The organism is Shewanella vaxholmensis (genome assembly GCF_031932135.1).
Taxonomy (GTDB): domain Bacteria; phylum Pseudomonadota; class Gammaproteobacteria; order Enterobacterales; family Shewanellaceae; genus Shewanella; species Shewanella hafniensis.
Window position 1 is genome coordinate 83,804 of sequence record NZ_JAUOEV010000013.1, and the last position, 21,692, is coordinate 105,495.

Genomic DNA, 21,692 nt, shown 5'->3' on the forward strand with positions numbered 1-21,692 from the left:
AGTAAGCCAGCTGTCTATATAAGAAAACTAATACGTTATTGAGTTATCAAGACGCCAGTTATGCTGGTGAATGGGAAGAAACGAGTGATTCGGGTGCGGGCTAATATTTCAAATACTTACATAAAAATCCGATGACATAGGTCATCGGATTTTTAGATTTCAGCGAGATAGTCAAGCAATTTATCTAAACTAATCGGTATTAAGCTTAAGCCGATGTTTTTTATGTCTAAAAGATAGTTAATTCTAGCGGATTAAGCCTCTTTGAACGTGCTCCAAATGGGCGCGTGGTCTGATGGTTTATCTATGCCGCGCAGATCGTAATCGACATCGGATTCGACTAAACGTGCTGCCAGTGAAGGCGTTGCTAAAATCACATCGATACGTAGGCCGCGGTTGTCATCGAACCCTTTGCTGCGGTAATCGAACCAAGAATAACGTTCGATGCGCTCTGGGTGTAATTGACGGAAAGTGTCGACTAAACCCCAGTCTTGCAAGGTTTTTAGCCACTCACGTTCTTCCGGTTGGAAGCTACATTTACCGGTTTTCAGCCAACGCTTACGATTGACTTCGCCGATGCCTATGTCTAAATCGGTCGGTGAAATATTGATGTCACCTATGATGGCGATATCTTCATCGTTGCTGTGGTTTGTCTGCAAGTTGTGCATTAAATCCTGATAAAACTTACGTTTAGCAGGATATTTTGTGGGGTGGTCTATGCTTTCGCCCTGGGGGAAATAGCCGTTGAATACGGTTAACGGACGACCATTCGCTTGGGCAAAGGTGCCGATAATCATCCGGCGCTGGGCATCTTCGTCATCGGTTGGAAAACCTTTTTGCAGCTTTTCTGGCGCGACTTTAGACAACATGGCAACGCCATAGTGGGCCTTGCCGCCGTGGTAATGCACTTGATATCCCATGGCTTCGACGTCGGCTAATGGAAACGCTTCGTCGTGTACTTTGGTTTCTTGCAGGCCGATAATGTCGGGCTGGTGGCTGTCGATTAAGGCTTGTAATTGATGCAAGCGCGCGCGCAGACCATTGATGTTAAAGGACACTATTTTCATTAGGGCAGGACTCGTTTGAAAGGTTTAACGACCACGCTTTGATACACGCCTGCTTCGATATAAGGATCGGCATCGGCCCAGTGTTTTGCTGCGACTAAGGATTCAAAATCGGCGACAACCAGTGAACCACTAAAGCCAGCATCACCTGGGTTTTCGCTATCAATGGCTGGATGTGGGCCAGCGATCAGTAAACGACCTTCATCTGCGAGGGCTTGCAGGCGAGCTAAATGGGCAGGGCGAGCGGCTAAACGTTTTTCTAAACTGTTCTCAGAATCTTGAGCTGAAATCATATACCACATTATTTGAGTTCCTTGCGTTGATCTTCGGGAAGGTGTTTATAAAGATAAAATACGGTCAGGACAGTATTAATTAAGGTTAGAGCGGTTAAACCAAATACTTTAAAATTGACCCAAGTTTCTAATGGCAAACTAAAGGCGACATAGATATTGACTAGGCCGCAGCTGGCGAAGAAGACGACCCAATACCAAGTTACGCGGGCCCAAATCTTGTCTTCTACTTGCATTTCTTTGCCTAACATCGACTTTAATATCGATTTATTGAGCAATTGGCTGACACCTAAGGCGATGGCAAACAAGCTGTAGATGATGGTCACTTTCCACTTGATAAAAGCATCATCGTGGAACACTAAAGTGAGTGTGCCAAACACTGTCACCATAGCAAAGGTGATTAAGTGCATCTTTTCAAGTTTCTTATATAGCGCATAGGTCACAATCAATTGAAGCGCGGTGGCTGCGATCAATGCGCCGCTGGCGATATAAATATCGAAAAATTTATAGACGGCAAAAAAGATGACGAGGGGCAGGAAATCAAGCAGTTGTTTCATAATTCATCGTGTTAAAGAGACATAGGCTTGAGTGTAGCATGTGCAACATAAGGGCAAAAGCATCATGGGCCTAGGATTGCGATCTTGCCCATTAAACCGATTTAATCTTATAAGCTCGCTTCACGTTTGCTTGGCGGTGTTGACGTTAACCTTTGCACGACTTAACAGCGGGCAATCGTTGCATTGGCCTGTGTTGGCGAGTTGATACCTCAAGCAGCAAGTCCGGCGAATGCAGTGGATTTTTGGGCTCGTTTTTGAGCTCAATGTTGCGCTCGTTTTTACGCTTGAGTCTTTGCTCGAATCTGCACTGCTTTGCACAGGTTCGATAAGTAAGTTAATGCTGTTATACAGCGGATTGGTGCTGCCATCTAAAAAGGTCGTGCGGCGAAACAGGGCTTGTTTCAATTGCTGGTTGTGCTGCTCAGTGAGTCCCAGCTCCCCAAGATACCAGTGGATTAGATAGCCTAAATGACTCCAATATAATTTAACGGGCACGGGGCTTAAAGTGAGCAGGCGCTCAACACTCGGTTGCAGTAAGTTTAAGATAAGGCCTTGTAGGGCAAGTTCTTTATCAACTGGCGGCTTATATGAGGTTAATGGCGAGTGTACCTCAATGTCTGTCTTGAAACTTGACTTAGTGTTGGTTTGGCAAAGTGGCTCGATGCCGTGGTATTTTTTAAAGGTCAAAGCGGTATTTGGCTGGTGTTTTGCGATGTTACATTCAAATTTGGCCACTCGGCCACTGGGGTGTAGCTGCATAAAAATGGACTGTGGCTGCCAGTGGATGGATTCTAAGTCAGTTTGTGGGGCATTGAAAATCCATTCCATCATAGGCGGGACTAAGAGGCCGAAATACCATTGGCCCCAAAGTGAATGCAGCGCTTTACGAGTGTCTTTTCTACTGGCCGAAGCGTTTTTACTGACCAAAGCGCTTTTACTGGCGAAAGCAGGCGTTCGGCTGGTTGCAGCTGTTTTATCCGTCTCGGTTTTAGCTTCAGTTACAGCTTCAGTTACAGCTTCAATTTCACTCTGAGTTTCGGCGCTAGGGTGCGCTATAGCAAAACGCGCTAGCAGTGTTTGATAGGTATCGGCGCAGCTCCATTCATCGAAGCTGAGTCCCGTGGGTGAGGTCGTTGCGCTAAGGTGCTCGCCATAGAAGGGCGCCCGTTCATGTAACAGCTGATTGAGTGTCAATATGGTGTGATTCAAAGCGTCGTGGCTTGGCGAGATCTCGCGTAATAGTTGCAGCCTAGTGTCTCCCCGTTGGCTTGCCATAATGACTCCTTAATGGCTGTGCTTGATTGTCGCTGTGATTGATAAGCCCCGCTATTATTGATAAGTCCAATAGATGAGGACCTTGTGAGCCCAAGATTTAGGCTCACAAGGGTTTTCGAACTATCTCAATAAAAGTCTGACTTAGAAGCGATAGTCCAAGGTTAAGCTGGCACTGCGTGGTGTACCGTATTGGAACTGGCTGTATTGACCGACTTGGCTGTAATAGGTTTTATCTAAGGCGTTGTGCAGGTTGGCGCTGAGCTTAAGTTGCTCTGTGAAGGCGTAACTCGCCATTAGGCTCGCTAGTGCGTAAGAGCCTTGCTCTACTTCGACTTTGCCAAGTGGCGAATTAACTGTTTGGTAGACGCGGCTCTGCCAGTTAACCCCCGCACCTATTTGCAATTTATGCCAATCACCGCCAAAGGTATAAGTGGTGAAGAGTTTTAATTGCTGGCGTGGTGAAGTGGTACTGATACGTTTGCCTTCAGGATCTTCGCTAGTGAACTGGGTGTAACCTAAGTAAAGATTCCAGTCATCAGTGATTTTACCCGTAGATTCAAATTCGAATCCCTGAGTTTTTGTACCGTTTACGCCTTCATACACTTGTGTTGTGGTACCAGGGATCACATCGCCAGTGCTGATTCCAAGATTGTCTTGCCTGATCTCAAACACCGACAGCGACATATCTAAAGCCTCATCGAACAGGCTCGCCTTAATCCCACCTTCGTAGTTTTTCCCTTTGACCGGATCTAGATAGCTTTTATCGATTCTTTGTTTAGTTTGCGGCGCAAAAATGTCGGTATAGCTGGCATAAATCGAATATTGCTCGGTCAGAGCGTATGTGAGGCCGAAGTAAGTAGTGAGTTCGTTGTTGATGTTGAAATTGTATAGGCTTTTAAAGTTATCTTGGTCGGTTTCCCACTCATTGAGGCGTAATCCGACGAGGACAGCTAAAGCGTCGCTGAGATTGAGCTGCGTCGCCACATAGGCGGCACTCTGCTTGGTTTCGCCAGATGAGCCAATGTCTGAGGTATCTTGCCATTGAGGTTTAGGGTACTGGAAGTTCGGATCGCGAAAATCTCCCAGTGGTGGCGCCTTTACTGTGGGATTATAGTAGGGATTGGCGAACTCTTGGCGTTGGCCATTCCAGCCAAACATCAATTGATGTTCCTGACCAAAGAGTTGGAATTGTCCTTCGGCGCGCAAATCCACATTGTGTTGGGTGCGACTGCCGTCGACATAGGCGATAGAGCCTGCAGTTGCGCCGATATTGGTTACAGGATCGGGATAGCCTGTGGCCCATAGCACATCGAACTCCAACGAGTTGTCGCCATAAGTGTAAGTCCCTTTTAGGTTCCAGCCATTATCAAATCTGTGCTCTAGACTGGCAAAGGTGTTGAGGCCTTGGGTATGCGCCGAGCCCCAATCGGGCGCTGTTGAAGTGGCGCGATCATAGTTAGTGCGGCTGCCATCACTGTAAAAAAGTGGTAAACCGCCCGACATAGTGCCGCTCGGTGTGGCATCTTGATAATCGACACCAAGGGTGAACAAGGTGCTATCGCCAATATCGGTTTCGACTATGCCGTATAACGTGGTGCGCTGTTGCTCGTATCTGTCTTGGAACGAATCCTTATCCTGATAGGCGGCTACTACGCGACCGCGCACAGAACCCGAATCATTTAAGCCGCTCGAAACATCGACCATACCGCGCACATTATTCCATGAGCCCACACTTAACGAGGTGCTGCCCATAAACTCTTGGGTCGGGCGTTTACGGATAAGATTAATCGCCGCCGAGGGATTACCGGCTCCCGTCATGAGTCCCGTCGCGCCGCGTACCACTTCAACTCGCTCGTAGATGGCGGTGTCGATCAGATTATCCCCATAGTTGAAGCGGGTATCGTAGGTGGTGGGTACGCCATCGTACAAAATGCTGGTCACGGCAATGCCGCGGGCACTAATACTGTATCTGTCGTTATCCATTGGGCGGGCATTGATCCCCGCAACGCTGGTCATGGCATCAATCACGCTATTAAGCTGTTGATCATTCATCATTTGGCGGGTGATAGACGTGACCGACTGCGGCGTTTCTAGATAGGATAAATCGAGCCCAGTTGCCGTGTTCATCGCTTGTGTCTTATAGCGATTGTCGTGTAAGTCCTTAGCGCCAATGACATTGATGACTTCAATTTCTTTCTGGTGCTTTTTAGTCTTACTATCCGCATCGACAGTGTCAGCTGTGGCATGGGGAACCGTGGCTAACATGGCTGAGCACAGCAATAGCTTCGGGTTAACGAGGGCTTGCCGACAGACGAGTGCGATGCTGGAGAGAGGAAAAGTCTTCATAATGGTGATCTTTAATTCCATTTAGGTTGGGTTTAAATAAAGTGGGCCAGTTAGTAGCCCACACAAACGTTTCGTAAAGTTTCAGGTCTGAGCTGCGTGTTAACGTGTTTTCGGCTCAGCGCTGCCAAGTTTGGGACGCTTAAAGGCATGGCTTTGTCTAAAGGCCGCCAAGGGATTGTCGATGCCACCGGCGAAACGCAGGTTTTTCTCCCTGTCGGCGAGATCTATCATTTGTTGGTTGTTATTCAATTGGATACGATTAAGGCAGGTGCGTACAAAGCTGTCCTTAAACAGATCGTATTGGGCAAACTTGGCGGCCAAATGCGGATGCTGAGCTTGGTAATCACGTACATTGTCCGCCACTAATTCCCAGAATTGGCTTTCACTGACGCTGGTTTGCTCATCGAGCAGCGGTGCTAAATAGCGGAAAATACAGTCAAAAATATCCAGTAAGATGTAGTTAAGCTTCATCTCTTCTTCAAGGCTTACCGCAAGGCGTTTTACATCATCAGGCAGCGGCGAGGTGCCATTGAGTACCGCGACTTCTTCGCCTATGTCTTTCATCAAAATCTTGACTGGCACATATTCATCCAGCACTAAGATCAGGTTTTCACCATGGGGCATAAAGACCAGATCGTAGGCAAAAAACGCGTGCAGTAAGGGCGATAGATACAAGTTGAGGTAACGGCTCAACCAGTCTTTGGCTGGCAAGCCTGAGGCCGTTATCAAGGCCGAAATCAGCGCTTTATCTTCATGATCCGTGTGCAGCAGGGCAGCCATGGTTATCAGGTTTTGCTTAGGCTCAATGTGCGGCAGTGGGCTTTCGCGCCACAGGGCAGAGAGCATTTTTTTGTACGCGCTATCTTGGGTAAGCGCCTGCTCGTAATAATGGTGGTGGTAACCTATGGCGGCAATTTCCTTAAGGATCACAAAGCCTTGTTGGGCAAAGTAAGGATCGTTTTCAACCAAGTTTGCAACCCACGCATTAATTTGCGGTGTGCAGCTCATGTAAAGAGGCGATAGACCACGCATAAAGCCCATGTTTAAGATGGAAAGCGCGGTTTTGACATAGCACTTTTGTGGCGATGAAAGATTGAAGAAAGTGCGTATCGATTGCTGTACTTGGTACTGTTCGCTGCCTTCGCCAAGGTAAACCAGATCGCCGCGGGCGATGTCGCCGGCAAAGACGCGGGCGATTTTTTCACGCCATTGCCAAGGATGCACAGGCATAAAGTAGAAGTCCTGCGGATCATGCTGCTGGGTTTTAAGACGTTGTTGGAAGTCAGTGAACTGCTGGCCAAGCTCCTCCTTAAGTAATGAGTCGTGACTCAAGTTTTCGAGGGCGGCAAATGTGGTCTTACTCTTGCGCACGCCTAGCCAGATTAACTGCATCGGCATCGCACTTTCTGGGGCAAATTGACGGTAATCCTGCATATCAAAACCAATCCGACCGTTATTGGCAATAAACACCGGATGACCTTCTGTCATACCCGCTTCTATGCTTTGATAATCGGCTCGCGCCAGTGTGGCTGCGGGAATCGCCTGATGCGCTAACTTGTATGCCTTGCTGTAAAGGGTGCTGGTGATTTCTTCTAAATAAGTTGGTAGTAAGGTTTCGCTGATCCCTAAGTCATTTTTAAGGGAAATGATCAGCGACATCGCATCGAGGATTTGCTCTTGTCCTGCAAGTGAAACGCGGATGGTATCGGCATCAATCGCAAGATGATCTAGCTGATAATGTCGTGCACTAAAATAATAAGTGCTATCTTTGAGCCGCAGTTCATAGTGATTGAGCCCCGCTTTTTGCCCGTATAGGGTCGGCGTAATGAGCTTCTCGTGGGTGAATTCGCAGAGGATTTTCTTCACTAAATGACGATTAGCCGCTTGCCAATAGGCGGGAGTCAAATGCTCCGGCATAGAAGTTGATGTTGTCGACAGCGAAGGGGAGAGTTGAGTCGCCGCTGCGTGAGTTTGATGATCCTGCGTTGTCAATGGATCCATTAGTAAGGCTTTTGTGGGTAAGTTCATCTAGTTCACCTAAAGAGTCGATAATGTCATGGGAGAGGTTACGGGCGCCGCGAGCGAGCTTGGCTTTGTTAGGCTTGGGCTTGCTAAGTCTTGTTTTGCTAAGGTTGGCAGCGCTGGGTTTGGCTGAGCGAAGCCCATCGAAGAGGGTGTGCTCGATGCCAGCTGGCGTTCGGCCGCAGTGCAAAATCCGAGGTAAGCTGCTTTAGTGCTTAATTGAATCGCTTTTTCATAGCGAATGCCCACTCGGCTATTTAAGTGATGAATTTTGCTATTGAGTTGATCGGGTTCAACCACTAGGCGGTTAAAGGCCAATTTTTCAAGCACGAGCTGCGCTATCGCATCCATCACTTTGAAGGATAAGCCGTTGATTGGGCTGCCATCGGGCGGCGCGATAATCAGATGCATACCGCAATCCCCCGGCGCAACAGGATAGTGGTGACCGATTTCATCGTGGGCGGGATCGTAAAGTTCCACCATAAAGAGCGCTTTGCCCTGCCACTCACCCATCAAGGTAAACTTGTGCTGCGTGGTTGCCATAAGGTTCTCTATGGCGGCGAGATTCAAGCCCTGCATGCCCCAAAACTGCGCGTACTCTTGGTTAAACCAAGACTGCAGTGTTGGCAAGTCTTGCTTGAGATCTAACGCTCTGAACTGGAAACCATTGATGCTTGTAATAGCTGATAGCTGCGTTAAACAATGGCTGCTAAATTGACTCGCCATTATTGCGCCTCCTTGTTTGGCGCCATCAAGACCGACATCTTGGTTCCCGCGCCTGCGCTCATACTCGAAGTCGGCGTTTGGGTTGGGTAGAGATGCGGCGATGCATCAGCGGTATTGTTGTGCGGCGACGTCTTAGGGAAGTTTTTAGGGTTAAGATTCAGTATGTTAATCGCATTGGCGCCGCAGGGCTGATGATTGGCAAGTTTGGCCGGATCGAAGGTTTGAAAGGCGATGTGTTCTTCAATGTGGTAGGGCGCATAGCCGAGCACGGCCTTTAAGATGATGCCGTTGCGATAACAGCCCATGCCAAGATCCGGTGAGCTTATTCCATGGGTATGTAAACCGACATTTTGGACAAAAATATCACCGCGAATATCTATGCTGTAGTCGCGTTGCACGCTAAGTTGTCCCGCATCATCGAACTCGATCTGTTGCTTTATCTCTTTGATAAATTCAGGTAAACGGTAGTGATAGCCAGTGCCTAACACCACTGCGCCCGTGGTTTGGCTCAAAGGGGTATCTTGCTCTTGATGCTGGAAATGTAATTTGAGTGCATCTGGGTCAGTTTGAATACGGGTTAACGCCACATTGGTCATCAATTGGCACTGGAAATCCGCAATCAAGCGCTTTTGATATAACAAGTCATAGATGTCGTTGATAAGCTCTGCATTAATGCCCTTGTAGAGCGATTTTTGACTGGCAATCAAAGCACAGCGTTTTTCCGGTGCTAATTCGTGGAAGTAATCGACATAATCTGGCGAGGTCATCTCCAACGTCAGCTTAGTGTATTCCAAGGGATAGAAACGTGCTGACCGTGTCATCCAATTGAGTTGATAGCCATAGGTATCAATGTCTTGCAGTAGATCGTAAAACACTTCCGCCGCACTTTGACCACTGCCAATTACAGTGATGGCACTCTGACTCTGCAGGTAGGTTTTTTGCTGCATATAGCTGGCTGTATGCATGACCCGCGCATCTTGAATGGGGCAATCCTTTGGCAGATAAGGCTCTGTTCCTGTGCCTAACACTAGCTTTCGGCATTGATAGGTATGGGTTTTGCCACTGCGTCTATCAAAACCTGTGACTCGATAAATACCTTCACCGGCGTTGTAATCCACTTGAGTGACCTTAAAACCAAATTTTAGATTGCTGAGTTGTTGGCTTACCCATTGGCAGTACAAGTTGTATTCGTGGCGAGGTAAAAAGAAATTCTCACGAATGTAAAAGGGATAAAGTCTACCCGTCTTTTTGGCAAAATTAAGGTAACTGTAACGGCTGGTGGGATCGGCCATAGTCACTAGATCTGACATAAAGGGGGTTTGCAGTCTCGAGGATTTGAGTAGCATGCCTGGATGCCAGTCAAAGCTGGTTTTAGCATCTAAAAATAAGCAGTTAAAGCCGTCGATAGGTTCTGATAAGGCGGCGAGGCCAAGATTGAATGGGCCAATGCCTATGCCGAGTAGATCAAAGATTTCGCGATCCATTTCCCTTTGTTGAGTAGTCACTTACGCCTCCTTTGGCAGCATGCTGTTGCGTGTTGCCGATCCAGTAATCAGTTACCTAAGGACGCAAACCAAGTTAATGCGGCAGTCAAAATAGCCTGTTTGGCTATCTATCTTGCTGTGGTTAATTCGCTATGTTTAGCGCAGTCCTTAGGCCATTTTTCCTGCTGCCTCTGTCCCGACAACGGCGAGTAAATTAGCACGTGAAAATATTCAAATGCAAACCATTCTCATTTGGGTGGTGGTGAGGGTTAATACTTTTAACTTACGGATAAGCGGGCTAAGTACGGTTAATAACGTATGTGACGGCAAGTTAATTGGCTGGCAAAAAGGCTAAACTTAAGGGGTGTATAATCGAGTTGATTACGAGTAATTTGACTTTTATATCTATAAATACAAGTGGTTATATCGATATTTGTGTTGGTTTATTAATCGAGGGGAATTGATTTAGATTGCGGCAATGTCGGCTGAGTCCAATGGGGATAGGTGCCGCTAAACAGTCAGTGTAAATCCATTGTAAAGCGCAGGCTGGAGCTTCGTTCAAGGCATTGGTTAAAATGAGTCGGGCGTGGGTTAAGTTTAAATGGATTGGCTCTGCTGAATGAGTTCAGAGGCATTGCCCCCAGATATATTCGCTTAAAGCTGCTATTGGCTGGAGCTGTAAATAGGGCGGTTATCTCGGCATTGAGAGCGGCAGTGCGCGTTTATTAAGGGCATGAACTTAAGCTAAAGCCGTCCTAAGACGGCTTTGAAATGTGGCTGTTAACTCAGAATGCGAGTTCGAAAGGCTAAATCGTAAAGCTAGCGTAAATCGACAAAGTGTCCGGTAATTTTACGCACTAATGGCAACACCATCAGCAGTGTCGGGAAGGCAACCACCCATGAGATCAGCCAAGCACCGAGCCAGAGTTCGATAAACTGCGGTGAAGCGCCAACGCCATTGAAAGTACTGATCCCAGAAACGATACAACTCATTAGAATAGAAAGAAAAAATGGCATTACAACCGTGGCATACTTGGCTGGTAATTTAGGCGTGCCCAAAAAAGTACGAGGTTTGTCATCGGGCAAAGATTTAGAAATAGTCATCGGATCCTCTATTGGAAATTCATCAGGCGAATGATTTGTCACAGGCTAACACTGTCAATCCCACTATCGACTTCATTTGCTTTCCCCATCGGGTTCAATAGCGGAAGCAAGGTATTTAAGCGATTGATGAAGTTTAGCCCGCGCGGCGACATTCTAGGTATTGCACCGATAAAGCGCAATCATTAAAGCCCAAGCTCGCCTATCTGTACGTTCACAGTTAGCGCAGGGATCAGCACTTAATTCATTCCATTTGTTACCCAAAGCTCGCCCGTTACATTGACCCAGTGACCGAGCGAAATAGGGGATTTGCCCAGTTCAGTATCAAAGGGGAGTGCAAGGTTTGATTGCGACAGGTAAATCGTATCTTCGGGTGTTTGGCTGATGTCGACGATTTGTCCTGAAGTTTCAAAGTTCAATTGAATTGGTAGGCGTGGAGCTTGCTCAATGATGTCAACTTGAACACTTGCTAGTCGGCCGAGTAATTCAACCGTCACCCATTGGTTAACCGGAAAGCGCATTTTTGCCTGTTGATCGCTGCCTTGGTAATAAAACCAAATCGGCGCGCCATTGTCGCATTTGCCTGCGACTTCACCTTCAACACCATTGCCACATGGAGTTAGCTCGAGTATATAGATCCGATACTGCATATAAAGTCCATTTCATTTCGATACAGACATGCTACCGAGGAACTGTGACTAAATAACTGCGACTAAATAACCGCTAAGCTATCAGTTTGATTTCTTGTCACGGTAGGGGTGGTGTTTGAGGCGTGATTGTTGAGAAAGATAAGAGCCGTAAGAGAACACTAACAATGAGGTGAGCAAGGCAGGGTAAACATAGGAGTCGGTCAATCTAAAGCAAAATAAGTGAGGCTGCGAATGTGCCCCACTTATTCTGTTTATTTTTCTCTTTCTTCGCGTCTTAAGCACTAGCGATTCAGGCTAGCGATTTAGGCTATCAATTTAAATCAGTGACTTAGTTTATCAATTTCAATCAGTAATTTATCTCAGAGATTGAAATCTTGATTAACTTAGGTCGCCGCTTTCATGGCGCGAGTAAAATCGCCAAGTGTCGCCAGTAGCTTAGCTTCATCGTGCTGGTGGGTTTCGATGATCTTCACAACGGCAGAGCCAGAAATTGCCCCTGCAGCGCCTGCTTTGATGGCGGCGGTTACTTGAGCGGGTTCGGCAATGCCAAAGCCGAGTAGCGGTGGCGGCGCATTAAAAGTTTTCAATTTGGATAGAATTTCTTCCACCGGAACGCCAGCTTTAGTGTCTGTGCCTGTCACCCCTGCGCGGGATAAGAGATAGGTGTAACCTTCGCCGCTGGCGCTAACCAGTGCAAGGGTTTCACTGTCGGCATTGGGCGGCGCGATAAAAATGGGTGCGATACCATGGGCTTTAGCGGCTTCGCTAAAGGGCGCCGATTCTTCCACGGGTACGTCGGCAATAAGCACTGAATCCACACCCGCTTGCTGCGCTTTGGCGTAAAACGCATCTATGCCATTAGCAAACACCAAGTTCGCATACAGCAGCAAACCGATTGGCAGTTCAGGATATTTAGCACGCACTTGCGCCAGTAATTCAAAACACGCCGTTGGAGTCGTGCCCGCCGCTAAAGAACGCAGGTTAGCACCTTGGATCACAGGGCCATCGGCCAAGGGATCGGAAAACGGAAAGCCCAGTTCTAAGGCATCGGCACCGTTTTGCACTAAGGTATCGATAATTTTCAGCGATAACTCAGGGCTAGGATCGCCAAGGGTGACGAATGGGACAAAAGCGCCACGACCTTCGGCTTTGAGTTTGGCAAAGGTGGCTTGGTAACGGCCAGTGTTGGTAGACGTGTCACTCATGTTTATTATTCCTCTTTACCATTCAAAATGTCAGAAACGGTGAAAATATCTTTGTCGCCACGACCGGAAAGATTGACCACTAAAATGGTTTCTTTGGTGCACTCGCGCGCCATTTTCACAGCATAGGCGATAGCATGTGCCGATTCCAATGCGGGGATAATCCCTTCACAGCGAGCCAGTTGTTGGAAGGCTTCTAACGCTTCATCGTCGGTGGCGGATTCATAACGGGCGCGGCCTGTGGCATTAAGATGCGCGTGCTGCGGGCCAACGGATGGGAAGTCTAATCCAGCTGAAATTGAATAGGATTCTTCGATTTGGCCTTCGCTATCTTGCATCAAAGGCGCTTTCATACCGAAGAAAATACCTGTCTTACCGTGTTTAAGCGGCGCGCCGTGCATTGGCGTGTCGATGCCTTTACCCGCAGGTTCGACGCCAATCAGTTCGACACTTGGCTCGTCGATAAAGTCAGCAAACATGCCGATGGCGTTGGAACCGCCGCCCACACAGGCGATAACCGCATCGGGTAGGCGACCTTCGCGTTCCAGCATTTGCTTCTTGGTTTCTTCGCCAATAATGCGTTGGAACTCACGCACGATTGTTGGGAATGGATGTGGCCCCGCGGCTGTGCCGAGTAAATAGTGGGCTTTTTCGTAGCTGCCAGACCAGTCGCGCATCGCTTCGTTACAGGCATCTTTTAAGGTGGCAGAACCTGAGGTGACAGGAATGACTTCCGCGCCCATCAAACGCATTCTAAATACGTTCGGTGATTGGCGCGCAACGTCTTTAGCACCCATATAGACTTTACATTTTAAGCCTAATAGCGCGCAGGCAAGGGCGGTGGCAACGCCGTGTTGTCCTGCGCCAGTTTCAGCAATGATTTCCTTTTTGCCCATGCGTTTAGCCAGCAGAGCTTGGCCTAACACTTGGTTAGTTTTATGTGCGCCGCCGTGGAGTAAATCTTCTCGTTTGAGGTAGATTTTTACCATAGGATTGGGGCTTAAATTGCGGGTTAAGGTCAGTGCTGTAGGGCGACCCGCGTAGTTTTTCAGTAAATCGGTAAATTCGGCTTTAAAGTCGTCATCTTCCTGCGCTTCCACAAAGGCAGTTTCTAATTGCTTAAGGGCTGGCACTAAAATCTGTGGCACATACATGCCGCCGTATTCGCCGAAATAAGGGTTAAGCTTTAGCTTGGTCATACCGTGTTCCTTATCTTATCAATCTGTTTATCTGTGGCTTTACGCTCAAGCATGTTTAAATGCATTGCTTTAGCTGAGCCACAGATATGAATGTTTTATCTCGCCATTTAGAAGCGTAAATTAGCAAAAGCCGTTTGGATCAGTTGCGCCGATTTAATCCCTGCGGCGGTTTCTAGGCCGGAATTAAAATCTAATCCGTAAAATCCTTGGGCATTGGCACTAGCCGCATTGCCTGGATTGAGTCCGCCCGCCAACATGGCATGGGCCTTTTGCTGGCCTAAGGACTTCACATCAATATTTTGCCAATTAAAGGCTTGGCCCGAGCCGCCAAATTGACCTGCCGTTTTACTATCAAAGAGATATCGCGATGCTCCTTGAGGTATGTTGCCAAGCTCACCCGTTTGCGCATTGACGCTGACGGCTTTCCAAATTTGGGTGGTGAGTCCCGCTTGCTGAAGTCGCTCTGCGAGTTGTGCGATTTCAAGTTCAGTTTCCGTGCCGTGCAGCTGCACCGCAGATAACTGCAAACGGGCGGCGACATCACAAATGGTTTCTAGCGCGGCATTAACAAACACGCCGACAAATTCAATGGCGGGGGCAGCGGAGGCGCGATATTCTTTGAGCAGTTGTTCTGCGGCATCAAGGGTTAACGCGCGCGGGGATTTTTCAGCAAAAATCAGCCCACCATAGACAGCGCCTGCGGTTGCCGCGGCGCCAATATCTTCCATGCGGGTGAGGCCGCAGACTTTATTGTGACCGAAGATCAATTTACGGCAGGCGAGGTCTATATCAGCTTCGGCCATTATCGAGCTGCCAACGAGAAAGCCATCAACCAGTGGACTCAGGCGGCGTACTTGCTCATTGGTGTAGATGCCTGATTCGCTTACCACCACGCGGTCGCTGCCAATGTGTGGCGCAAGTGCTTCAGTAGTGGCGAGATCGGTACTCAAATCCCTTAAGTTACGGTTATTAATGCCAATAATCGGCGCATCTAATGCGATGGCGCGCTTAAGTTCCTCTTCGTTACTGACTTCGGTCAGCACATCGAGTTGATACTTAGCCGCTTCTTTCGCTAAACCTTGATATTGCGCATCATCGAGCACGGACAACATTAACAGAATCGCATCGGCGCCTTGGTGGGCGGCGAGTTTGATTTGGTATTCGTCCACAAAAAAATCTTTGCACAGAATCGGTTGGTTCACCCGAGCGCGCACCTTAGGGATATAGTCCATATCCCCTTGGAAAAACTGCTCGTCGGTTAATACCGAAATGCCCGCCGCATATTTGCCGTAAATATCGGCAATGGCTTCTACATCAAACACATCGCGAATAAGCCCTTTCGAGGGGCTGGCTTTTTTACATTCTAAAATGTAACCCGCCTTAGGCGCCTTGAGTGCGGCAAACAAACTGCGGTCAGAGATTTTTGGCGACAGACTGGCCTCAGGGAAACGCAGTTTCAGGGCGGCAATATGGGCCGATTTGGTATCGACTATACGGGTTAACACATTACTTTTTGGCATAGGATTGGTTTGTGCCTGTGGCTGAGTTATCACGTCTTTGCTAGGTGTTATCAGTTCTTGAGTCATTGCCACTTATTCCTTGGTTTCACTGCTGACTTTAGCTAATTGGCTTAACAATTCAAAGGCTTTGCCACTTTGAATGGTTGCGAGTGCCAGTATGGTTCCCGCTTTGACGGAATCAGCAATCCCACACACATATAAAGCACAACCGGCATTGATGGCGACCGCATTGGCGTGTGCTTCAGTGCCACGGCCTTTTAAAATTGCCTCGGTAATTAAGGCATTCTTTGCGGGCTCGCCCCCTTCTAAGTCTGTTATCTGCGCTAAAGGCACACCTAAATCGGCGGGCGTGAGTTGATACTCAATAATGTCGCCGTCTTTTAACTCAGCAACTTGGGTGTTGCCGTGTAGCGCAACTTCATCTAAACCGCTGCCGTGCACTACCATAGCGCGTTTTGTGCCAAGCGCCTTTAATACTTTCGCTATCGGTAAGACTAACTCAGGGCTATACACGCCAAGTAACATAAACTCAGGTCGTGCGGGGTTAATTAGCGGCCCTAACACATTGAATAAAGTGCGCGTTTTCAATGCTTGTCTTACGGGCACCGCATGTTTTACCCCGCCATGGTAGTGGGGCGCAAACAAAAAGCACAGATTCAATGCGTTAAGGCAACGACTTGCGGTGTCTGGCGACATGGTTAAGTCGATGCCAAACTGTGCCAAAAGATCCGATGAGCCCGATTTACTCGATACGCTACGATTGCCGTGTTTGGCGACCTTAGCGCCCGCCGCTGCGGCCACAAAGGCTGCGGTGGTGGAAATGTTAATGGTATTAAAGCCATCGCCACCCGTGCCAACTATGTCAACGATGCCATTGTTAATGCTATCGCCATTCGAGTAGGGAAAAGCCTTGGCAGCGGCGCGCATGGCATCGGCGGCGCCGCTGATCTCATCAATAGTCTCGCCGCGCATTTTCAGCGCAACTAACATTCCCGCCATTGCAGCTTCACTCATTTCTCCGCGAATTAACGCGCTAAAAATCTCAAAGGTTTGCTCGCGGCTTAAACTTTTACCTTGGTATAAAATGTCGAGTAAAGGCTGAATAGGGTTGGTACTCATGCGCTTACTCCTGTTTTCATCTCTTGGGGTAGAAATGTCATCTCTTGGGTAAGAAAGGCCAAGGTTTGAATGAGCAGTGTGCTGCCCAACGTCGTTAGAATCGATTCTGGGTGGAACTGAAAGCCAACGGCTCTGTGCTCAGGGTGCAAAATTGCCATCGGCATAGCATCAGTCGTTGCGATTACTTGTAAGCAATCAGGCACCTGAGTGGCGACTAGACTGTGATAACGGGCAACGGGCAGGGGAGAGGGCAAACCGGCAAATACGCCAGTGCCATCATGGAAAGTTGGGCTTGCCTTGCCGTGCACTACAAAAGGTGCGCGCGCTACTGTGCCGCCGTAATATTCCACCATAGCTTGATGTCCAAGGCAGATCCCCAGCATAGGCACCTTGCCCGCGACTTTGGCGATAAGCGCCATCATAGAGCCTGCTTCATGGGGCGCACCAGGACCGGGTGATAACACCAGCGCTGCGGGTTCTTGTTCGTTAAGCAGTTTTTCAGCAATAAAGTCGGCGGCAACATCGTTGCGGTAAATCACCACTTCACAGCCTAGGCTGCGAAATTGATCCACTAGGTTGTAGGTAAAGGAGTCAAAGTTATCGAGTAGATAGAGTTTCATGTTTGGCTCCTATTTATATTCTACTGAAGTGGATTGCGCTGACGCGTCATTCGCTGATGATTCATTGACTGGCAGCCCAGCGCCCATTTTGATGGCCGAAATCACGGCTTGGGCTTTTTGACGGGTTTCGTCAGCCTCACTTTGGGGATCCGAATCAAACACGACGCCCGCGCCCGCTTGAATAAAGGCGGTGCCATTTTTAACAAAGGCCGAGCGGATCACAATACAGGTGTCCATGTCACCCAGAGCATTAAGGTAACCCACTGCGCCGCCGTAGCTGCCGCGACGGGCTTTTTCCGCTTGGCGAACCAGTTGTGATGCGCTTACTTTGGGCGCGCCAACTAAAGTACCCATATTCATACAGGCCTGATAAGCATGCAGCGCATCTAAGTCTTGGCGCAGTTGACCCGTTACGCGGCTGACGAGGTGCATCACGTGGGAATAGCGATCAACTTTCAATAATTCGGCGACTTTACGGCTGCCGCTTTGGCTGATACGCGCGATATCGTTGCGCGCTAAATCGACCAGCATTAAGTGTTCTGACAGTTCTTTTTTATCTAAACGCAGTTCAAGTTCAATGCGGCTGTCTAAGTCAAAATCAATCTCGCCCGTGGCGGTTTTGCCGCGTTTACGGGTGCCGGCAATCGGGTAGACTTCGACTTGATTACTGCTGGCTTCGTATTTGAGTGCGCTTTCGGGTGAGGCGCCAAAAAGGGTGAAATCTTGGCCCCTGAAATAAAACATATAAGGGCTTGGGTTAGTTAGACGCAGGGCGCGATAAGCCCCTAAGGTATTCGGGCAAGGTAAACTAAAGCTACGCGATGGCACCACTTGGAAAATATCGCCCGCAATAATGTGTTCTTTCAAATCGATAACGGTTTGTTTGAACACCTCATCGGAAATATTGACTTGCTCAGTAGCGTCGATGGCGACCAGTGTCGGCACATCGGCAGGTGAATTACCCAGAGTTTTACATTGGGTGCTTAACAGCTGTACTCGCTCGCTCAGCGCTGCGGTGATGGCGGCATACTGGACTGAATCACGGCTGAAATTATGGGTAATGATGTCGGCTTGTTTCAGTTTATGGTCAATCAGGATTAAGGTTTCAGCGAGGTAGAATAAGTAGTCTGGACAATCATTATCGCGGTTCGGTACGGCTGGCAGCGGTTCGACGGTATCAATCAAGTCGTAGGCCAGCACGCCACCTAAAAATAGATCCTCAAAGGCGGGTTTACTTTGGCTGTCAGTATGAGTGCCACAATCAATCTGCTGGATAAACATCCGTAGGCCATCGAGTGGCGAGGTAGATTTTAGGCGTGCATCTTCATCCTGCAGCTGAGTGTCTTTTTGCAGCGTCACCACTAAGGTCAAGTTATCACGGACTAGATTGGCACTCATATCAGCACGATCGCCGCTCGCGCTGAAGAAGGTTTCGATTGGGGCAAGTAAGCTCGCGCCATTGTCGGTCAGTGCGGTAAAGGTCAGTTGATAACCGTCGCAGCGGATCATCATGGCGGCATGGGTCATCACCATGCTTTTTAAGTGATCTTTACTGTCGATTTCGGCCGATTCCAACAACATAGTATGGGGCGCATCTTGGGTAATGTGCTGATACAAGCGCAGTGGATCACTGTGGTAGGTTAATGCCGCCTTGAGTGTGCTTGAGCGTGCGAATGTCTGTTTGGGCATGTTCATACTCCAGCTACCTTATAAAATGTCTTTAACATCATGAGTTATCTCGCTTTCTTAATCTTGTTACCCGAGTCTGCCGACATTTTTCGCACCTAACAAAAAAGCCCGCATTTCTGCGGGCTTCTTGTTGATTCTGGTCACTTTCAAATGAGCACAGAGCTTCACACCACCCGCTAAGTTGGGAAGTGCCACCACCAAATGATGTTTAATGAAGCGTTAATATGTGTCATTCAAAAGGGTCTCGCTAATTCAGTAATTGGTGTATAGAAAACCTTAGCTGGGGTCGAATGTCAATTGAATATTTTTCATTTTCTGCGATTTATTCACTTTAATGACGCAGAAAATTTAAGTCACACAGCCACAAAATGCGAGATAGCAGCGCATTTATTAACAAATTCACGTACAATAGCCCCATGAATACTCAAAGCATATTGGCTGATCTGCACAGCCACACGACCGCATCCGACGGTCAGTTAACTCCGTCTGAATTGGTGGCTAGAGCCCTTGAAAAGGGCGTGCAGTTATTTGCGATTACTGACCACGACACGGTAGCAGGTTTACCCGAAGCCCGTGCCTTTAATCTATCGCAAGCAGAACCATTGAAATTGATCTCTGGCGTAGAAATCTCTACTCGCTGGAACAGTTATGATATCCACATAGTTGCGCTTAACTTCGATGCGGATAATCCTGCGTTATTAGCATTTTTAGAAAACCAGCGTGAGTTACGTGAATTACGCGCCCAAGAAATTGGCCATAGATTAGCCAAGGCCGGTATTGAAGGCGCTTACGAAGGTGCCAAGGCGTTGGCGGGTGAAGCGGCATTGAGCCGTGGACATTACGCCCGTTGGATGGCTGAAAATGGTCATGCTGTGGATATGCCGAGCGTATTTAAACGCTACCTTGCCCGCGGTAAAACCGGTTATGTCCCCAATAATTGGGGTGATATGGCCAGCGCCATCGATATCATTCATAACGCGGGTGGATTAGCTGTGTTGGCGCATCCCAGTGGTTATAAGTTATCGGCAAAATGGCTTAAGCGCTTAGTGCGCGAATATAAAGAAGCGGGTGGAGATGCCATGGAAGTGGTACTTGGCCAGCAAACATTAGACGACAGGGCCAACCTTGTGGCCTTGAGCTTACAAAATCAATTGCTTGCATCGATAGGGAGTGATTTTCACTTTCCAAGTAATTGGATCGAATTAGGAAAAAATCTGTATCAGCCCCAAGGTATTGATTGGGTCTGGCAATCGGAATCTTGGGTGAAACGACCATGAGTCAGTTTTTTTATGTACATGAAGTAAATCCGCAAACACGCCTTATCAGTCAAGCTGTTGCCGCCTTAAAAGCGGGCGGTGTGATTGTTTATCCTACCGATTCGGGTTATGCCTTAGGCTGCTTGATTGGTGAGAAAGATGCGATGACGCGGATGGCGAGAATTCGTCAAATCGAGAACGATCATAACTTTTCATTGATGTGCCGCGATTTATCTGAGCTTGCGACCTACGCCAAAGTGGATAATCAGGCGTATCGCATCCTAAAAAGTTGCACGCCTGGGCCTTATACGTTCATTTTTAAAGCGACCAAAGAAGTGCCGCGTCGTCTGCAAAATGACAAGAAAAAGACCATAGGTATTCGTGTGCCCGACAATGTGATCGCACTGGCGTTGCTTGAAGCCTTAGATGCGCCGCTGATGTCGACCAGTTTGGTGATGCCAAATGCAGAATTTGCCGAGTCTGATCCTGAACAAATTCGCGATTTGCTCGAGCATCAAGTGGATGTGATTATCCATGGCGGTTATTTAGGCGAAAAGCCGACGACAGTGATTGATATGTCTGAAGATGGCGCCGAAATTTTGCGTGAAGGCGCGGGTGATATCACGCCTTTTCTCTAAATCCAGCATCTGTAGTGGATGCGAGTGAGCGATGCGGCGAGCGGCTGTGCACATTTGGCAGTTTTATCGCCGCAGATTTACAGGTATAATCGCGCGTTTGGCGTTAGCCTAAGTTGGCTCGCGCAGCGTTAACGGAGCAAGATAGCGGATGCAGGGCACGCAACAGAGTTTACCCTTAGCCGTTATTCGCGGTCAGGCGATGACCGAAATGCCACTGGATTTGTTTATTCCGCCGGAGGCATTAGAAGTGTTCCTTGAGTCCTTTGAAGGCCCATTGGATTTACTTTTATATTTGATCCGTAAGCAAAAATTAGACGTTGTCGATTTACCCATTCAGCAAATCACCGCGCAGTATTTAGAATATATTACGTTGCTGACTCAGGCTCGAATTGAACTTGCTGCCGATTACTTAGTGATGGCGGCAACGCTTGCCGAGATTAAATCCCGTTTGCTGCTGCCGCGTATGGTGGCTGAAGATGAGGTTGAGGAAGATCCTCGGGCGCAATTGATCCGTCAGTTGAAAGCCTATGAAGTGATTAAAGAAGCGTCGCAAAAACTCGATGATTTGCCGCGGCTCGAGCGGGATGTGTTTCAAGCCAAAGCAGTGGCAGCACCTGACATTAAGCCGTTAATGATCCCGCCAGAAGTCTCGTTGTTTGAAATTGCCCGCGCCTTTGGCGATGTGCTCAAACGTATCGATGCCAATGAAGATCATCACGTTAAGCGTGAACAGTTATCGACGCGTGAGCGCATGAGCCAGATTTTAGCCATGCTGAACTCGGAAGATTTTACGGCATTTGAACGTTTATTTACCGTAGCTGAAGGCCGTGCAGGCGTGGTCGTGACCTTCTTAGCACTGATGGAATTAGTCAAAGAATTATTGGTTGAATTGTACCAAACAGAACCGTTTTCAACTATTTACGTTAAGGCCTATTAA

Annotated in this window: 19 protein-coding genes and 1 other annotated feature; of the genes, 3 read left to right on the forward strand and 16 right to left on the reverse strand. The window is 48.1% G+C overall.

Going from position 1 to position 21,692, the window contains the following annotated elements; all coding sequences use genetic code 11:
- Positions 1-251: 251 nt before the first annotated feature.
- From xthA to Q4Q46_RS12775, 16 genes are all read right to left on the reverse strand, one after another.
- On the reverse strand, positions 252-1,064 hold the full coding sequence (gene xthA / locus Q4Q46_RS12700; protein ID WP_311906110.1) for an exodeoxyribonuclease III: 813 nt from the start codon (positions 1,062-1,064) through the stop codon (positions 252-254).
- Positions 1,064-1,363 carry a YciI family protein gene (locus tag Q4Q46_RS12705; protein WP_311906111.1) on the reverse strand — a complete coding sequence of 100 codons (300 nt, stop codon included), beginning with the start codon at positions 1,361-1,363 and terminating at the stop codon, positions 1,064-1,066. Before Q4Q46_RS12705 ends, xthA begins: the two co-directional genes overlap by 1 nt.
- Complete coding sequence (locus tag Q4Q46_RS12710) at positions 1,363-1,908, reverse strand: septation protein A (protein ID WP_311906112.1); 546 nt, start codon at positions 1,906-1,908, stop codon at positions 1,363-1,365. Before Q4Q46_RS12710 ends, Q4Q46_RS12705 begins: the two co-directional genes overlap by 1 nt.
- A gap of 120 nt (positions 1,909-2,028) precedes the next feature.
- Positions 2,029-3,183, reverse strand: coding sequence for an IucA/IucC family C-terminal-domain containing protein (locus tag Q4Q46_RS12715; RefSeq protein ID WP_311906113.1), 1,155 nt, complete (start codon positions 3,181-3,183; stop codon positions 2,029-2,031).
- A 141-nt stretch (positions 3,184-3,324) separates the two neighbouring features.
- Positions 3,325-5,550: a TonB-dependent siderophore receptor gene (locus Q4Q46_RS12720; protein WP_311906114.1), complete on the reverse strand. Its 2,226-nt coding sequence runs from the start codon at positions 5,548-5,550 to the stop codon at positions 3,325-3,327.
- Between the two features lie 78 nt (positions 5,551-5,628).
- Positions 5,629-7,557, reverse strand: a complete 1,929-nt coding sequence (locus Q4Q46_RS12725) for an IucA/IucC family protein (RefSeq protein ID WP_311906115.1) — start codon at positions 7,555-7,557, stop codon at positions 5,629-5,631.
- Between the two features lie 9 nt (positions 7,558-7,566).
- Positions 7,567-8,277: a GNAT family N-acetyltransferase gene (locus tag Q4Q46_RS12730; RefSeq protein WP_311906116.1), complete on the reverse strand. Its 711-nt coding sequence runs from the start codon at positions 8,275-8,277 to the stop codon at positions 7,567-7,569.
- Entirely contained in the window at positions 8,277-9,782 is a 1,506-nt protein-coding gene (locus Q4Q46_RS12735) for a lysine N(6)-hydroxylase/L-ornithine N(5)-oxygenase family protein (RefSeq protein ID WP_311906117.1), read from the reverse strand. The genes Q4Q46_RS12730 and Q4Q46_RS12735 overlap by 1 nt, the downstream gene beginning before the upstream one ends.
- A 798-nt stretch (positions 9,783-10,580) precedes the next feature.
- Positions 10,581-10,865, reverse strand: a complete 285-nt coding sequence (locus Q4Q46_RS12740; protein WP_006082193.1) for a DUF2798 domain-containing protein — start codon at positions 10,863-10,865, stop codon at positions 10,581-10,583.
- Positions 10,866-11,101: 236 nt separating this feature from the next.
- The gene (locus tag Q4Q46_RS12745; protein ID WP_311906118.1) at positions 11,102-11,512 is read right to left on the reverse strand and encodes a glycerate kinase; all 411 of its coding nucleotides are present in this window, start codon (positions 11,510-11,512) and stop codon (positions 11,102-11,104) included.
- 383 nt (positions 11,513-11,895) lie between these two features.
- Positions 11,896-12,717, reverse strand: coding sequence for a tryptophan synthase subunit alpha (trpA, locus tag Q4Q46_RS12750; RefSeq protein ID WP_226059971.1), 822 nt, complete (start codon positions 12,715-12,717; stop codon positions 11,896-11,898).
- 5 nt (positions 12,718-12,722) lie between these two features.
- Entirely contained in the window at positions 12,723-13,913 is a 1,191-nt protein-coding gene (gene trpB, locus Q4Q46_RS12755; protein ID WP_311906119.1) for a tryptophan synthase subunit beta, read from the reverse strand.
- Between the two features lie 107 nt (positions 13,914-14,020).
- On the reverse strand, positions 14,021-15,499 hold the full coding sequence (gene trpCF / locus Q4Q46_RS12760; RefSeq protein WP_311906120.1) for a bifunctional indole-3-glycerol-phosphate synthase TrpC/phosphoribosylanthranilate isomerase TrpF: 1,479 nt from the start codon (positions 15,497-15,499) through the stop codon (positions 14,021-14,023).
- Between the two features lie 6 nt (positions 15,500-15,505).
- Entirely contained in the window at positions 15,506-16,552 is a 1,047-nt protein-coding gene (trpD, locus tag Q4Q46_RS12765; RefSeq protein WP_311906121.1) for an anthranilate phosphoribosyltransferase, read from the reverse strand.
- A complete protein-coding gene (locus Q4Q46_RS12770; RefSeq protein WP_311906122.1) occupies positions 16,549-17,172 on the reverse strand; it encodes an aminodeoxychorismate/anthranilate synthase component II in 624 nt (207 codons plus the stop codon). Before Q4Q46_RS12770 ends, trpD begins: the two co-directional genes overlap by 4 nt.
- 9 nt (positions 17,173-17,181) lie before the next feature.
- A complete protein-coding gene (locus tag Q4Q46_RS12775) occupies positions 17,182-18,861 on the reverse strand; it encodes an anthranilate synthase component 1 (protein WP_311906123.1) in 1,680 nt (559 codons plus the stop codon).
- A gap of 98 nt (positions 18,862-18,959) precedes the next feature.
- Positions 18,960-19,067: a sequence feature (Trp leader region), on the reverse strand.
- Between the two features lie 210 nt (positions 19,068-19,277).
- Between Q4Q46_RS12775 and rnm the strand changes: the two genes are divergently transcribed.
- The 3 genes from rnm (at position 19,278) to Q4Q46_RS12790 (ending at position 21,692) form a co-directional block, all read left to right on the forward strand.
- Complete coding sequence (rnm, locus tag Q4Q46_RS12780) at positions 19,278-20,138, forward strand: RNase RNM (RefSeq protein ID WP_311898238.1); 861 nt, start codon at positions 19,278-19,280, stop codon at positions 20,136-20,138.
- Complete coding sequence (locus Q4Q46_RS12785) at positions 20,135-20,755, forward strand: L-threonylcarbamoyladenylate synthase (RefSeq protein WP_006082184.1); 621 nt, start codon at positions 20,135-20,137, stop codon at positions 20,753-20,755. Before rnm ends, Q4Q46_RS12785 begins: the two co-directional genes overlap by 4 nt.
- Positions 20,756-20,903: 148 nt before the next feature.
- A complete protein-coding gene (locus Q4Q46_RS12790; protein ID WP_011847143.1) occupies positions 20,904-21,692 on the forward strand; it encodes a segregation and condensation protein A in 789 nt (262 codons plus the stop codon).

Bases quoted from the DNA above. Each gene is read 5' to 3' on its own strand.
- xthA (WP_311906110.1), bottom strand. From the start codon at position 1,064: ATGAAAATAGTGTCCTTTAACATCAATGGTCTGCGCGCGCGCTTGCAT.
- Q4Q46_RS12705 (WP_311906111.1), bottom strand. From the start codon at position 1,363: ATGTGGTATATGATTTCAGCTCAAGATTCTGAGAACAGTTTAGAAAAA.
- Q4Q46_RS12710 (WP_311906112.1), bottom strand. From the start codon at position 1,908: ATGAAACAACTGCTTGATTTCCTGCCCCTCGTCATCTTTTTTGCCGTC.
- Q4Q46_RS12715 (WP_311906113.1), bottom strand. From the start codon at position 3,183: ATGGCAAGCCAACGGGGAGACACTAGGCTGCAACTATTACGCGAGATC.
- Q4Q46_RS12720 (WP_311906114.1), bottom strand. From the start codon at position 5,550: ATGGAATTAAAGATCACCATTATGAAGACTTTTCCTCTCTCCAGCATC.
- Q4Q46_RS12725 (WP_311906115.1), bottom strand. From the start codon at position 7,557: ATGAACTTACCCACAAAAGCCTTACTAATGGATCCATTGACAACGCAG.
- Q4Q46_RS12730 (WP_311906116.1), bottom strand. From the start codon at position 8,277: ATGGCGAGTCAATTTAGCAGCCATTGTTTAACGCAGCTATCAGCTATT.
- Q4Q46_RS12740 (WP_006082193.1), bottom strand. From the start codon at position 10,865: ATGACTATTTCTAAATCTTTGCCCGATGACAAACCTCGTACTTTTTTG.
- Q4Q46_RS12745 (WP_311906118.1), bottom strand. From the start codon at position 11,512: ATGCAGTATCGGATCTATATACTCGAGCTAACTCCATGTGGCAATGGT.
- trpA (WP_226059971.1), bottom strand. From the start codon at position 12,717: ATGAGTGACACGTCTACCAACACTGGCCGTTACCAAGCCACCTTTGCC.
- trpB (WP_311906119.1), bottom strand. From the start codon at position 13,913: ATGACCAAGCTAAAGCTTAACCCTTATTTCGGCGAATACGGCGGCATG.
- trpCF (WP_311906120.1), bottom strand. From the start codon at position 15,499: ATGACTCAAGAACTGATAACACCTAGCAAAGACGTGATAACTCAGCCA.
- trpD (WP_311906121.1), bottom strand. From the start codon at position 16,552: ATGAGTACCAACCCTATTCAGCCTTTACTCGACATTTTATACCAAGGT.
- Q4Q46_RS12770 (WP_311906122.1), bottom strand. From the start codon at position 17,172: ATGAAACTCTATCTACTCGATAACTTTGACTCCTTTACCTACAACCTA.
- Q4Q46_RS12775 (WP_311906123.1), bottom strand. From the start codon at position 18,861: ATGCCCAAACAGACATTCGCACGCTCAAGCACACTCAAGGCGGCATTA.
- rnm (WP_311898238.1), top strand. From the start codon at position 19,278: ATGAATACTCAAAGCATATTGGCTGATCTGCACAGCCACACGACCGCA.
- Q4Q46_RS12785 (WP_006082184.1), top strand. From the start codon at position 20,135: ATGAGTCAGTTTTTTTATGTACATGAAGTAAATCCGCAAACACGCCTT.
- Q4Q46_RS12790 (WP_011847143.1), top strand. From the start codon at position 20,904: ATGCAGGGCACGCAACAGAGTTTACCCTTAGCCGTTATTCGCGGTCAG.